Raw genomic sequence first — 13,787 nt, forward strand, 5'->3', positions numbered from 1 at the left:
GGTTCAACCAGCGGTACGGGCCGGTCTTCACCGTGCCGCGGGCGACGCGCCCCCCGGTGGCCGCGCGGGTGATGGACCTCCAGGACCCGCTGTCGAAGATGGGGAAGTCGCACGCCGAGACCGCGGGGATCGTCTATCTGCTCGATGAGACGGATGTGGTCCGCAAGAAGATCATGCGTGCGGTGACGGACAGCGGGACCGATGTGGTCTACGACCCCGTGCAGCGGCCCGGGGTGGCCAATCTGCTGGATGTGCTCGCCTCGTGCACCGGTGACAAGCCGGAGGTACTGGCCGAGCAGTTCACCTCGTACGGCGCGCTCAAGGGCGCGGTGGCCGAGGCGGTGCTGGAGCTGCTGCGGCCGGTCCGCGCCCGGCACGCGGAGCTGTGTGCCGACCCCTCTTATGTGGACGGGGTGCTGCGGGCCGGGGCGGAGCGGGCGCGGGGGCTGGCGCGGCCGCGGGTGGACGCGGCGTACGCGGCGGTGGGGCTGCTGCCGCCCGGGTGAGTCAGCCGTTGCCTGAGGCGAGCTCGCGGCTGCGGTCGCGGGCCGCCTCCAGGGCGGCGATGAGGGCGGCCCGCACGCCGTGGCTCTCCAGTTCGCGGATGGCGTTGATGGTGGTGCCCGCCGGGGAGGTCACGGCCTCACGCAGCTTGACTGGGTGCTGCCCGCTGTCGCGGAGCATCACCGCGGCGCCGATGGCGGCCTGGACGATGAGGTCATGGGCCTTGTCGCGGGGCAGGCCGAGCAGGATGCCCGCGTCGGTCATGGCCTCGACGAGGAAGTAGAAGTAGGCGGGGCCGGAGCCGGACAGGGCGGTGGCGGCGTCCTGCTGGGACTCGGGGACGCGGAGGGTCTTGCCGACGCCGCCGAAGATCGCCTCGGCGTGGGCCAGATGCTCCTCGGTGGCGTGGCTGCCGGCCGAGATCACCGACATGGCCTCGTCCACCAGGGCGGGGGTGTTGGTCATGACCCGCACGACGGGGGTGCCCGCGGCCAGCCGCTCCTCGAAGAAGGAGGTGGGGATGCCCGCGGCGCCGGAGATGACCAGCCGGTCGGCGGGGACGTGCGGGGCCAGCTCGTCGAGGAGGGTCCCCATGTCCTGCGGTTTGACGGTGAGGATGAGGGTGTCGGCGTACTTGGCGGCCTCGGCGTTGGAGACGGGCTCGACGCCGTGCCGGGAGCGCAGCTCCTCGGCGCGCTCCGGGCGGCGCGTGGTGACCAGCAGATCGGACGGCGACCAGCCGCCCCGGATCATTCCGCTGAGAAGGGCTTCGCCGATCTTTCCCGTGCCGAGCACGGCGACCTTCTCCGTCATGGTGCGGCTCTCCTCATGCCTTGCGGTGTGGAGCGCTGGAGCGCTGGTGGGCGTGTCGTGCCCACAGGGACGTACTCCGCCATCCTCCCATGGGCCGACCGGCGTGACGACGCATAATTCATCGTTCGATGAATTAAATTTTACCCGGCCTCCCGGCGCATCGGAGGGGCTGGATCGCGCCAGCGCTCGCCGGGGTGAACGGAGCCCGATCCTCCCGTTCGATAACCCCGTGTTCACAATTCAGTTACATATCAACTTGCAAACGATCACGCCTTCCAGGGGACAATGGGAGTCGGTGTCACATACGCGCATGGAGGGGGGCGATGGTGAGGACGCTCCGGAACACCGCACGCGGGCTGCTTGCCGTGGTTTCCGTCTTAGTCGCCCTCTTCATCGCGGCAGACTGCGCATCGGCGCAGGTCACCCACCCCGAGACCATTGCCACGACGGTGTCCGCCGATCACCGGCCGACCCTCGGGACCCTCTCCTCGCACCATGACACCGGGGCAGAGGACTGCCACGGGCTCCGTGGCGGACGGGCCCCGTTCACTGCTCCCACACCGAGCGGCAAATACGGATGTGTGTGCGGATGCGATGCCGTGCCGTCGGCATCACGTACCGCTGTCACCACAGCCGTCACAGAACGGCAGACCGTTCCCGTCGTGAGATCGGGCGAGTTGCCCGTCCTCCTTCAGATCTTCCGCTGCTGAGAGCCACATCGTCGTAGCCCGGCGATCCCGGTTCCACGACACACAGCTCTCACGCTTCTCTGACGCTTCTCTTCAGCAAGCGATCCAACCGCCAGCGACCGATTCCATCGATCCCACTGACGTGGCGCTATGCCGCGCCCCCGGCTGCCTGTGCGCAGGTCGACGGGGCGCTCTGGAGGCAACCCTCATGCGAAAGATCCTTGATCGTTTCCGCGGTGCCGGAGGCAGCTCACCGGGCTCCGGAGTCAGCACCGGAACGCTCCGTGCCGACTTCACCGCATCCCTCGTCGTCTTCCTCGTCGCCGTGCCCCTGTGCGTGGGCGTGGCCGTGGCCTCCGGTGTACCGGCCGAGCTCGGCCTGATCACCGGCATCGTCGGCGGGCTGGTCACCGGCTTTCTGCCGGGCAGCAGCCTTCAGGTCAGCGGCCCCGCCGCCGGGTTGACGGTCCTCGTCTACGAGGCGGTGGAGGAGTACGGCCTCGCCGCCCTGGGCGTCCTCGTCCTGGCCGCCGGGCTGCTCCAGCTGGCGATGGGCGCGCTGCGCCTGGGCCGCTGGTTCCGCGCGATCTCGGTCGCGGTGGTGCAGGGCATGCTCGCGGGCATCGGCCTGGTGCTGATCGCCTCCCAGCTCTACGCGCTCGCCGACGCCAAGGCGCCGAGCAGCGGCCTCGGCAAGATCGGCCACATCCCCCAGCTGATCCTGGATGTGGCCGGTTCCGGCACCGCGTGGAAGGCGGTGGCCGTGGGCGTCGGGACGATCGCGGTGCTGATCCTGTGGCCGCGCTTCCGCAAGGGGGCGGAGATCCTCCCCGCTCCGCTGGCGGCGGTCGCCCTCGCGACGGGCGCGACCGCGGCGTTCGACCTCCCGGTGGCCCGGGTCGAGGTCAAGGGACTGCTGGAGGCGGTGCAGCCGCCCGGCGGCGGTGAGTTCGCGGCGCTGGCCGAGGTCGGCGTCATCGGGACCATCCTCGCCTTCACCCTGATCGCCTCGGCCGAGAGCCTGTTCAGCGCCGCCGCCGTCGACCGGCTGCACGACGGTCCGCGGACGGACTACGACAAGGAGCTCATGGCACAGGGTGCGGGCAACGCGCTGTGCGGTGCCCTGGGCGCGCTGCCGATGACCGCGGTGATCGTGCGGAGCGCCGCCAATGTGCGGGCGGGCGCGAAGACGAAGGCGTCGCGCGTGCTGCACGGTGTGTGGCTGCTGATCTTCGCGGTGCTCTTCCCGTCGGCACTCGGCATCATCCCGGTGGCGGCGCTGGCGGGTGTGCTGATCCACGCGGGCTGGAAGCTGATCCCGGTCAAGGACCTGGTTCCGCTGTGGAAGGAGCACCGCGGTGAGGCGGTGGTGCTCGTGGTGACCGCGGGCGCGATCGTGATCACGAACATGTTCGAGGGCGTCATCATCGGTCTGCTGATGGCCGTGGCCAAGACCGCCTGGGAGACCTCGCACGTCCATGTGGAGGTCCACGGGCTCGACGACGCGGACGACCCGGACGACGTGGGCGACGCGCCGATCCGCGTCCGGGTGCTGGGCAACGCCACCTTCCTGCGGCTGCCCAAGCTGCTCGACGAGTTGGAGGCGCTGCCCCGTGAGCGGGAGGTGCAGCTGGACCTGAGCGGGCTGCGCCATGTGGACCACGCCTGCGGTATGGCGCTGGCCGCCTGGACCGAGCGGCACAACGCGGTCGTCAGCCATGAGGCGGGCACCACCGCGGCGCGCGGCTCCACAACACCCGGCTCCCCGGACGCTCCCGAGGCCCCCGAGGAGCACAAGGTCCTGGCGTAACACCGCCGCACCTTCCTGACGGGCCCCCGGCGCCGCGTGCGCCGGGGGCCCTCGTGTCCGCGGGGTCAGCGCGGTGAACGGGGTTCGCCCTGCCACCCGCCGGAAGCGCCCTCTAGGCTGAGGTGGCTGGGAACCGATGGTGCCGATGGGGCCAGCGGGACCTGATGGAAGACAGACACGCATATACGGGGCGCCAGAGGGAGGGGTGACGATGCCGCTCAGCGCCGGGGATCCGGAGAGGATCGGCGACTACGCGCTGGAGGACCGGCTCGGCTCCGGCGGAATGGGCGTGGTCCATCTGGCACGCTCGGCCTCGGGCAGGCGGGTCGCGGTCAAGGTGGTCCACCAGCAGTTCGCCGAGGACGAAGAGTTCCGCACCCGCTTCCGGCAGGAGGTGGCGGCCGCGCGGCGGGTCAGCGGCGCGTTCACCGCCCCCGTCGTGGACGCCGACCCGGACGCCGAACGCCCCTGGATGGCCACCCTCTACGTACCCGGGCCCACCCTCTCCGAGCGGTTGACCGACGGCGGCCCGCTCGACGCCGGGGAGCTGCGGCAGTTGGCGCTGGGGATGGTCGAGGCGCTGAGCGACATCCACCGGGTGGGGGTGGTGCACCGCGATCTCAAGCCCGCCAATGTGCTGATGGCCGACGACGGCCCGCGCGTGATCGACTTCGGGATCTCCCGGGCCGGGGACAACCAGGTGCTCACGGTGACGGGGCGGGTGATGGGCACCCCGCCGTTCATGTCACCCGAGCAGTTGAGCCGCCCGCGCGAGGTCACCGCCGCCTCGGATGTCTTCTCGCTGGGCGCGCTGCTGGTCTACGCGGCGACCGGGAGCAGTCCCTTCGACGGCGAGAGCCCGTATTTGACGGCGTATCAGGTCGTGCATGAGCCACCCGCGCTGGAGGAGGTGGCACAGCCGCTGCGCGGCATCGTCGAGCGCTGTCTGGCCAAGGATCCGGCCGCCCGCCCAGGACTCCCCGAGCTGGAGCGGCTGTTGGGCGAGCTGCCGACGAACGGTGTCGTCCGGGTGGACGTCGCCACGACGAAACGGCGCGGCCGGAGCGGTGCACAGCGCACCTGGTCCACCACGCTCAGCGGGATCCGCAGACGCCGGCCGGTCCTCGCCGCGGTGACGGCCGCCGTGGCGCTCGCCCTCGGCGCCGGCACGGTCGCGCTGGTGAACTCCCCCAGCGACGGGGTCCGCAGCGGTGGCGCGGCCGGACCGGAAAGCGAGTCGTCCGCCTCGGCGCGGAAGGTCGCGCTTCCGGAAGGCTGGCGGCCGTGGGAGCTGTCGCTGGTCGAGGCCTCGGGCGTCGACGACAGGACCATGCGTCTGAAGGGCCTCAGCGGCGGTGTGTCCGGGCGCTGTCACGCTGTCGACACCGCGCTGTACTGCGGTGGCGAGGGCTTTCCGACGGTCCGGGTGGACGGGGCCACGGGGCGTGTGGTGTGGCACACCAAGGACCTGGCGGAGGACAGCGCGGAAGGGACGCTCGAGAGTCAGCCCAGTGGGGTGCGGGACGGACGTGTCATCGTCCACGACGACCCGAGCGACAGCACCCCCCGGGTCGTCGCCCTGGACACGGAGACGGGCCGGAAGTCATGGTCCCGGCAGATCAGCGACAGCACCGACACCGCGCTCTTCGGCCACGGAGTGCTGGTCACCGACCCCGGTGACCGATCGCTGACCGCGTGGAAGGTGACCACCGGGGAGCGGCTGTGGACGATGCCCGTGGCCCCCGGCCGGCTGTGCACGGCCGCGGCGTACGGCGGCGTCCCGTACGCGCTCTGTGTGGAGGACTACGCAGCAGGGGAGGGCGGGGACGTCCGGTACAAGGTGCTGCGTCTCGACCCGCGCACCGGCACCCCGAAGAAGCTGGCCCTGCTGAAGGAGGTCGACGATCCGCTGGGTCTTGTCGGCCATGAACTGCTGGTGCCGCACGAGAGCCTGGACCACGGGCAGTTCGGGTACTCCTCCATGACCTGGGTCGATGTGCGCACCGGCGCCACCCGCACCGCGGCGCTGCCGGACAACGCGCGGGGCGAGCCCACGCTGGTCGATGACCGGGTCTACTTCGTCCAGGAGAGCGGCAGAGTCACCGTGGTGGACGCGAAGAGCGGCAAGCAACTGTGGAGCGAGCCGACGACTGTGGAGCGGCTGGGGCGGCCGCTGATGTCGGAGCGCGAGAACACCGTCTATCTCTCCAGCACCAGCGGCCGACTGCTCGCGCTCGACCCGCGTACGGGCAAGGAGCGGTGGCAGAGCGCGGCACGCAGCGTGACCGGCAGCCTCGGCGGCGAGCCTGCCCAGGTCCTGCGGGTGCGGGGCGCGGTGGTGGCGTTGGCCAGCGACGGGACGCTGTTCTCGGTGGACCCGCTGCGGCCGGACGCGGAACCCGCGAAGAGCCCCGCGCCGGGCGGAGTTACGCACCCGCCCAAGAGCGGCGGCACTCGGAGCGCCGCCGCGCTCGAGGGGTGACGGTCAGCCGCAGGGCACGGTGACCATGCCGTCACTGCCGGTCTTCACATACGCGTCGGAGACATACTCACCGGGCGCGATGCTGTCCCAGATGTCCGTGGTGCCGTACGGGCCGGAGACCTTCTGGCCGTGCCGCTGACACCGGATGGGGACCCGGGTGTTGTACGGCAGCACTCTGATCAGTCTGTGGTGGGTGCCGGGACCGCTGCGGACGCTGACCTGGTGGTTGGGTGCGGTCGGATAGGTCACCACCGCCGCGGCGCTCTGCACACTCTGTGCACCGGCGTTCTCTTCCATGGCGGCTTCGTTGTCGGCCATCGGGCCCTCCCCCGTCGATCGGATTACCGAGTTGTGTGGATGTCGTGTGACCTGCCACGACATGCGGAGGCTAGCAAGGTTCGTACAGGCCATCGACTAGGCTCGCCGAGTCGCAACTGCGGCCCAGAGACACGGGGGTGGGGCATGTCGCCGGTGCACAGACCCGGAGCGGGCCCGGACGTGGAGGATCCGGAGTTCGCCGGGCAGTATCGGCTCGAGACCCGTCTCGGCTCGGGTGGCATGGGTGTGGTGCACCTGGCGCGCTCGACGTCGGGGCGACGGCTGGCGGTCAAGGTCGTCCATGCCGAGTACGCCCAGGACCCCGAGTTCCGGGCGCGGTTCCGGCAGGAGGTGGCGGCCGCGCGGCGGGTTAGCGGCGCGTTCACCGCACCGGTGGTGGACGCCGCTCCGGACGATCCGCGGCCATGGATGGCCACCCAGTACATCCCCGCCCCCACCCTTGCCGAAGAGGTCAAGCGGAACGGCCCGCTGGCGGCGGGCGACGTGGTGCGGCTGGCCTCGGGGCTCGCGGAGGCGCTGCGCGACATCCACCGGGCCGGGGTGGTGCACCGCGATCTCAAGCCGAGCAATGTCCTGCTCGCGGCGGACGGTCCCAAGGTCATCGACTTCGGGATCTCCCGGCCCGCCGACAGTGAACTGCGCACCGAGACCGGGCAGTTGATCGGCACCCCGCCGTTCATGGCGCCCGAGCAGTTCCAGCGGCCGCGTACGGTGGGCCCGGCCGCGGATGTGTTCGCGCTGGGGTCGGTGCTGGTGCACGCGGCCACCGGACGCGGGCCGTTCGAGTCCGAGAGCCCCTATCTCGTGGCGTACCAGGTGGTGCACGACGAGGCCGATCTCGCCGGGGTGCCGGACGAGTTGCTGCCGCTCGTGGAGCGCTGTCTGGCCAAGGACCCCCGGGAGCGCCCCACTCCGGACGCCCTGATGACGGTGTTGCGCGCGATGGGCGGACCGCTGCCGCCGCTGCCGCCGCTGCCGTGCGCCGCCGTGCCGCTGGTACCGGCGCCGCGCACACCGGACCCGGTGTCGCTGCCGGGCCGGGGCTCGGCGGCGGCACCGGAGCGGCGGCCGGAGGACGACGGGGTGGATCCCGGAGCGACCGGTCAGGACCACGGCGACGGCGGCGGCGCGGCCACCGGGGACACCGACACCCATGTCAAGGAGGCGGCGCCCGGCTCCCGCCCGGTGCGGCGCGGGAAGGTGCGACGCTGGGTGACGGCCGGGCTCACGGCCGCCGTGCTGCTCGCCGCCGGCACGGTAGTGGCAGTGCGCCAGTTCGACCGGTCGCACCCGGATACGGAGGCGGGCGGGACGCAGAACAGCGCGGCCACGTCCACACCGTGGCGGCCGTGGCGGGCCACCCTGGGCGGCGGCGAGCCGGCGGGCACCGGCACGGCGCGGCCCGCGTTCTGCTCGTACGGGGACGGGGCGCTGTACTGCGCCGGGCCGGGTGTCGGAGCCGCGCGGCTCGACCCGGGCGACGGCCGGGTGAAGTGGTCCCGCCCGGCCGCGGGCAGCGCTTCGGACGACGGGGTCCCCACCGCCCCGGTGCTCTCCGGTGGTCTGCTGCGGGTGGTGTCGCCGGACGGGACGCGACTGGAGGCGCTGGATCCGGCCACCCACCGGGTGCGCTGGAGCCGTGATGTGTCCGACTACGACGGCCGGGTCCACCCCGCGGGTGACACGGTGTTGCTGGTCGCGGCGGACGGCACGGTCCGGGCGGTCGACGGCGCCACCAACCGGGAACGCTGGCACCACCGGCTGTCCGGGCACACCCTGCCCAGCTTCTTCGCGTACGGCGACGGCCGGACCGCGTACGCCGTCACCAGCTCCCCCGACGGGTCGCGCACCCTGGTCACCGCGGTGGACACGGAGCGTGGCGCGACGCGGTGGCGGCATGCGTTCGCCGGGCACCTCATCCCCGCCGGGGCCGGGCCGCGCGGCGCCCTGCTGCTGACCGAGACCGACGCCCAGAGCCGTACCACCGCCGTGGTGCGCTATGAACCGGGGCGTGGCGGCGTCCACCGCACCCCGTTGACCTCGCCGGTCTCCGCGACCAGCGCGGTCGCCGAGGGCGGGACGGGGTATCTGCTGTGCGCGGACGGCGGGTTGCTGGCCGTGGACACCGAGCGGGGCAAGCAGGGCTGGCGGCTGGAGACCTCGGTGGCCAACGCCTCACAGCTGGTGGCTACGGACGGACGGCTGTACTTCTCGGCCGCGGACGGCAGGCTGCTGGCGGTGGACGCCGGGCGGGGCACACTGCTCGGCCAGACCGAGCCGCGCGCGGGCCGGGCCGGGCAGCGCTATCTGGAGCTGGTGCCCGCACCGGTGGCGGCGGACGGCAAGGTGTTCGCGGCGGCCCCGGACGGCACGGTCTTCGGGGTGGACGGGCGGAACCCGGCGAACTGGTGAGCCCTGGCGCCGACCCGGTGCCGCCCGTCAGCCGAGGCGGCTGATGTCGCGGACGGCGCCCTTGTCGGCGCTGGTGGCCATCGCCGCGTAGGCGCGCAGCGCGGTGGACACCTCGCGCTCGCGGTCCTTCGGGGCGTAGACACCGCCGAGAGCCTCCCGGCGGGCCGTCAGCTCCGCATCGCTCACCAGGAGTTCGATGGTCCGGCCCGGGATGTCGATCCGGATCCGGTCGCCGTCCTGGACCAGGGCGATGGTGCCGCCGGACGCCGCCTCGGGCGAGGCGTGGCCGATGGACAGGCCCGATGTGCCGCCGGAGAAGCGGCCGTCGGTGATCAGCGCGCAGGCCTTGCCCAGACCGCGGCCCTTGAGGAAGGAGGTCGGGTAGAGCATCTCCTGCATCCCGGGGCCGCCCTTGGGTCCCTCGTAGCGGATGACCACCACATCGCCCTCGGTGACCTGCTTGTTCAGGATCTTGTCGACGGCCTCTTCCTGCGATTCGCAGACCACGGCCGGGCCTTCGAAGGTCCAGATCGACTCGTCCACGCCCGCGGTCTTCACCACACAGCCGTCGACGGCCAGATTGCCCCTGAGGACCGCGAGCCCGCCGTCCTTGGAGTAGGCGTGCTCCATGTCGCGGATGCAGCCGCCCGCGGCGTCGGTGTCCAGGGTGTCCCAGCGCTCGGACTGCGAGAAGGCGGTGGCGGAGCGCCGGCAGCCGGGGGCCGCGTGCCACAGCTCGACGGCCTCGGCCGACGGTGAACCGCCGCGCACGTCCCAGGTCTTGAGCCAGTCGGCGAGCGAGGAGCTGTGGACGGAGTGGACGTCCTCGTTCAGCAGCCCGCCGCGGAACAGCTCGCCCAGGATGGCCGGGATGCCGCCCGCGCGGTGCACGTCCTCCATGTAGTACGTGCCGCTGGGCGCGACGTTCGGCGCGACCTTGGCCAGACAGGGCACCCGGCGGGAGACCTCGTCGATGTCCTTCAGGTCGTAGTCGAGACCGGCCTCCTGGGCGGCGGCCAGCAGATGCAGGATGGTGTTGGTCGAGCCGCCCATGGCGATGTCGAGTGCCATGGCGTTCTCGAAGGCGGCGCGGGAGCCGATGGAGCGCGGCAGCACGGTGTGGTCGTCCTGCTCGTAGTGGCGCTTGGTGATCTCCACGACGGTGCGGCCCGCGGTCTCGTAGAGCGCCTTGCGGGCGGTGTGGGTGGCCAGCACCGAGCCGTTGCCTGGGAGGGCGAGGCCCATCGCCTCGGTCAGGCAGTTCATCGAGTTGGCGGTGAACATGCCGGAACAGGAGCCGCAGGTCGGGCAGGCGTTCTGCTCGATGCGGAGGATGTCCTCGTCCGAGACGTTCTCGTTGACCGCGTCGGAGATCGCGTTGATCAGGTCCAGCTTGCGGACGGTGCCGTCGACCAGCGTGGCCCGGCCCGCCTCCATGGGGCCGCCGGAGACGAAGACGGTCGGGATGTTGAGCCGCATCGCGGCCATCAGCATTCCGGGCGTGATCTTGTCGCAGTTGGAGATGCAGATCAGCGCGTCCGCACAGTGGGCCTGGACCATGTACTCGACGGAGTCGGCGATCAGGTCGCGGGAGGGCAGTGAGTAGAGCATCCCGCCGTGGCCCATGGCGATGCCGTCGTCCACCGCGATGGTGTTGAACTCGCGGGGGATGCCGCCCGCCGCGTGGACCGCCTCGCTGACGATCCGGCCGACCGGCTGGAGGTGGGTGTGGCCGGGCACGAACTCGGTGAAGCTGTTGGCCACGGCCACAATGGGCTTGCCGAAGTCCTCACGCGCTACGCCGGACGCCTGCATCAGGGCGCGGGCGCCCGCCATGTTGCGGCCGTGGGTGACGGTGCGGGACCTCAGCTCGGGCACGGTACTCGGCTCCCTCGTCATGCGGATGGCGATCGTGGTGCGGATCGCGTGGATCGGAGTCTTCTGAGCCTACGCCTCACATCCGCGATCCGGACAGTCCGTCCGGATCGCGGGATGACCGGCTCACTCCTCGGAAAGGTCCGACCGGTGCCGCGGGATCGCGCCCGGGGCTCAGTCCTCGGTGAGATAGCGCTGGAGGGTCGGTCCCACCATGGCGATGATCTCCTCCGTCCCGGCGGAGGCCACCGGCTCCATCCTGATCACATAGCGCAGCATCGCGATCCCGATCATGTGGGCCGCGGCCAGCTGGGCCCGGAACTCGGGGTTCGGTACCTCCAGCTCACCCGCCATCCGCAGCAGCAGCCGACGCTCGATCAGCTCGCGGAGCACCGTGGCGGCGGCCTCGTTGGTCAGCGCGGAGCGCAGCACGGCCAGCACCGGAAGCCGGGTGACCGGGTTCTCCCAGATGTCCAGGATGGAGCGGGCCATCCGCTCGCCCGCGCCCTCCAGGCCGCCGCTCCCGTGGACGGCGTCCGGCACGGTCATCGCGGGGGCCAGGATCAGTTCGATGGCCGCGCCGAAGACCTGTTCCTTGGCACCGAAGTAGTGGTGGACCAGCGCGGGATCCACATCCGCGGCCTTGGCGATACCGCGGATCGAGGTCTTGTCGTAGCCGCGCTCGGCGAACTCGTTGCGCGCGGCGGCCAGGATCCGGTCGCGGGCGGCGGGCCCGTCACCGGCGCGGGCACGGGCGGGACGGCCACGCTTGCGCGGACCGCCGGGGCCGGTGGCACCGTTGCCTGCCGAGCCGGAGCCGGTGGCGGGGGCATCGGCCGCGCGGTCGTCGGGGCCGGTGGCGGGTGAGGGCGCGGCGGAGGTCATGAACCGGGCACCGTCCTGCCGGAGCGGGACTTCGGGGTCGGCGAGGCCAGATGGAGCCGGGTGAAGGCCAGCGCCTCCGCGAGATCGGCCTCACGCTCGGTGGTGGACATCGCGCGCCGGGTGTTGACCTCGACCACCACATGGCCGTCGAACCCATTGAGGGCGAGACGTTCCAGCAGCTCGGCGCAGGGCTGGACACCGCGCCCCGGCACCAGGTGCTCGTCCTTGTTGGAGCCATGGCCGTCGGCGAGGTGGACATGGGCCAGCCGGTCGCCCATGCGGTCCACCATGCCGATCGCGTCGGTGCGGGCGGTGGCGGTGTGCGACAGATCGATCGTGAAGTGCCGGTAATCGTCCTTGGTGACGTCCCAGTCCGGTGCGTAGGCGAGCATCTCGCGGTCGCGGTAGCGCCACGGGTACATGTTCTCGACCGCGAACCGCACATCGGTCTCGTCCGCCATCCGCCAGATTCCGCGGACGAACTCGCGGGCGTAGGAACGCTGCCACCGGAAGGGCGGGTGGACGACGACGGTGGAGGCACCCAGCTTCTCGGCCGCCGACCTCGCCCGCTGGAGCTTGACCCAGGGATCGGTGGACCACACCCGCTGCGTGATCAGCAGGCATGGCGCGTGCACCGCGAGGATCGGCACCTGGTGGTAGTCCGAGAGCCGACGCAGGGCCTCGATGTCCTGGCTGACCGGATCGGTCCACACCATGACCTCGACACCGTCGTAGCCCAGACGGGCGGCGATCTCGAACGCCGTCGCCGTCGACTCCGGATAGACCGAGGCTGTGGACAGCGCGACCTTCGCATCCGGGATGCGCACCACTGGCTCTGTCACGAGGGACAGCGTACGGCGGCCCGTCGGGCCGCGAGCAGAACGGGTCGAGAGCACGCCGTCATGGCGCGGTCACAAACAGGTCATGGCCGGACCAGGGCGACATCGTGGCGGGCCGGAAACGGCCCTGAGCTCCGTCCCGGCCGCCACCCTCCGACCGTGGCGAGCGTCACGTCGGCAGATGGTCCAGCCGACGCAGGATGACGCCCTCGCGCAGCGCCCACGGGCAGATCTCCAGCTCGTCGACGCCGAAGAGGTCCATGGCGCCCTCCGCGACCAGCGCCCCGGCCAGCAGCTGCGCCGCCCGCCCCTCGGACACCCCGGGCAGCTCGGCGCGTTCCGCCACGGGCATGGCGGCCAGCTTGGGCACCCACTCCTCCAGCGCCCTGCGGGTCAGCCGCCGCTCGACGTACAGGCCCTCGGTGGAACGGGCCGCGCCCGCGATCCTGGCCAGCTGTTTGAAGGTCTTGGAGGTGGCCACCACATGGTCCGGGGCGCCATGACGGCTGAAGTCGCCGACGGTCCGGGCGATCTCGGCCCGCACATGGCGCCGCAGCGCCCGTACGTCGGCCGCGTCGGGCGGGTCCCCGGGCAGCCAGGAGGAGGTCAGCCGGCCCGCGCCCAGCGGCAGCGACACGGCCGCGTCGGGCTCCTCGTCGAGCCCGTACGCGATCTCCAGCGAGCCACCGCCGATGTCCAGGACCAGCAGCTTCCCCGCTGACCAGCCGAACCAGCGGCGAGCGGCCAGGAAGGTGAGCCGCGCCTCGTCCGCGCCGCTGAGCACCTGGAGCCGGACCCCGGTCTCCTCGGCGACCCGGGCGAGGACGTCATCGGCGTTGGCCGCCTCCCGGACGGCGGAGGTCGCGAACGGCAGCACATCCTCGACGCCCTTGTCCTCGGCCGCCTGAAGGGCCTCGTGGACCACCGCGATCAGGCGTTCCACCCCCTCGGGGCCGATGGCTCCGTCGCCGTCGAGGAGTTCGGCCAACCGCAGCTCCACCTTGTGCGAGTGCGCGGGCAGCGGGCGCGCGCCGGGATGCGCGTCCACCACCAGCAGGTGGACGGTATTCGAACCCACATCGAGGACACCGAGTCTCATGGCCAGAACGCTACTGCGCAGAGTGCGTACTCATGCACGG

10 protein-coding genes (1 of these 10 cut by a window edge) are annotated in these 13,787 nt (G+C 71.8%); 4 read left to right on the top strand and 6 right to left on the bottom strand.

Annotated elements, in window-relative coordinates; translation table 11 throughout:
* On the top strand, nucleotides 1-506 hold the end of the coding sequence (gene trpS, locus AC4BEG_RS14920) for a tryptophan--tRNA ligase (RefSeq protein ID WP_490706364.1). It extends 517 nt beyond the left edge of the window; the window shows 506 of its 1,023 coding nt (coding positions 518-1,023); its start codon lies beyond the left edge, outside the window; the stop codon is at nucleotides 504-506.
* A gap of 1 nt (nucleotide 507) precedes the next feature.
* Here trpS and proC read toward each other — a convergent pair whose 3' ends face one another.
* Entirely contained in the window at nucleotides 508-1,317 is an 810-nt protein-coding gene (gene proC, locus AC4BEG_RS14925) for a pyrroline-5-carboxylate reductase (RefSeq protein ID WP_490706365.1), read from the bottom strand.
* 897 nt (nucleotides 1,318-2,214) lie between these two features.
* On the opposite strand from proC, the gene AC4BEG_RS14930 reads away from it, so the two are divergent.
* Nucleotides 2,215-3,816: a SulP family inorganic anion transporter gene (locus AC4BEG_RS14930; RefSeq protein WP_490706366.1), complete on the top strand. Its 1,602-nt coding sequence runs from the start codon at nucleotides 2,215-2,217 to the stop codon at nucleotides 3,814-3,816.
* Between the two features lie 211 nt (nucleotides 3,817-4,027).
* Nucleotides 4,028-6,298, top strand: a complete 2,271-nt coding sequence (locus AC4BEG_RS14935) for a serine/threonine-protein kinase (RefSeq protein WP_490706367.1) — start codon at nucleotides 4,028-4,030, stop codon at nucleotides 6,296-6,298.
* Between the two features lie 3 nt (nucleotides 6,299-6,301).
* Here the strand turns inward: AC4BEG_RS14935 and AC4BEG_RS14940 are convergent, their stop codons facing one another.
* A complete protein-coding gene (locus AC4BEG_RS14940; protein WP_490706368.1) occupies nucleotides 6,302-6,616 on the bottom strand; it encodes an SH3 domain-containing protein in 315 nt (104 codons plus the stop codon).
* Between the two features lie 144 nt (nucleotides 6,617-6,760).
* On the opposite strand from AC4BEG_RS14940, the gene AC4BEG_RS14945 reads away from it, so the two are divergent.
* Nucleotides 6,761-9,049 (top strand): protein kinase domain-containing protein, encoded by a 2,289-nt coding sequence (locus AC4BEG_RS14945; protein WP_490706369.1) that lies wholly within the window; start codon nucleotides 6,761-6,763, stop codon nucleotides 9,047-9,049.
* Nucleotides 9,050-9,076: 27 nt separating this feature from the next.
* Here AC4BEG_RS14945 and ilvD read toward each other — a convergent pair whose 3' ends face one another.
* From ilvD to AC4BEG_RS14965, 4 genes are all read right to left on the bottom strand, one after another.
* Nucleotides 9,077-10,927 (bottom strand): dihydroxy-acid dehydratase, encoded by a 1,851-nt coding sequence (gene ilvD / locus AC4BEG_RS14950; RefSeq protein ID WP_490706370.1) that lies wholly within the window; start codon nucleotides 10,925-10,927, stop codon nucleotides 9,077-9,079.
* 171 nt (nucleotides 10,928-11,098) lie between these two features.
* On the bottom strand, nucleotides 11,099-11,809 hold the full coding sequence (locus AC4BEG_RS14955) for a TetR/AcrR family transcriptional regulator (protein ID WP_490706371.1): 711 nt from the start codon (nucleotides 11,807-11,809) through the stop codon (nucleotides 11,099-11,101).
* A complete protein-coding gene (locus AC4BEG_RS14960) occupies nucleotides 11,806-12,636 on the bottom strand; it encodes a sugar phosphate isomerase/epimerase family protein (RefSeq protein ID WP_490707088.1) in 831 nt (276 codons plus the stop codon). Before AC4BEG_RS14960 ends, AC4BEG_RS14955 begins: the two co-directional genes overlap by 4 nt.
* 181 nt (nucleotides 12,637-12,817) lie before the next feature.
* The gene (locus tag AC4BEG_RS14965; RefSeq protein WP_490706372.1) at nucleotides 12,818-13,747 is read right to left on the bottom strand and encodes a Ppx/GppA family phosphatase; all 930 of its coding nucleotides are present in this window, start codon (nucleotides 13,745-13,747) and stop codon (nucleotides 12,818-12,820) included.
* Nucleotides 13,748-13,787: the final 40 nt, after the last annotated feature.

The sequence above is a fragment of the Streptomyces sp. JLBJ103 genome (assembly GCF_058215575.1).

Bases quoted from the DNA above. Each gene is read 5' to 3' on its own strand.
- proC (WP_490706365.1), bottom strand. From the start codon at position 1,317: ATGACGGAGAAGGTCGCCGTGCTCGGCACGGGAAAGATCGGCGAAGCC.
- AC4BEG_RS14930 (WP_490706366.1), top strand. From the start codon at position 2,215: ATGCGAAAGATCCTTGATCGTTTCCGCGGTGCCGGAGGCAGCTCACCG.
- AC4BEG_RS14935 (WP_490706367.1), top strand. From the start codon at position 4,028: ATGCCGCTCAGCGCCGGGGATCCGGAGAGGATCGGCGACTACGCGCTG.
- AC4BEG_RS14940 (WP_490706368.1), bottom strand. From the start codon at position 6,616: ATGGCCGACAACGAAGCCGCCATGGAAGAGAACGCCGGTGCACAGAGT.
- AC4BEG_RS14945 (WP_490706369.1), top strand. From the start codon at position 6,761: ATGTCGCCGGTGCACAGACCCGGAGCGGGCCCGGACGTGGAGGATCCG.
- AC4BEG_RS14955 (WP_490706371.1), bottom strand. From the start codon at position 11,809: ATGACCTCCGCCGCGCCCTCACCCGCCACCGGCCCCGACGACCGCGCG.
- AC4BEG_RS14965 (WP_490706372.1), bottom strand. From the start codon at position 13,747: ATGAGACTCGGTGTCCTCGATGTGGGTTCGAATACCGTCCACCTGCTG.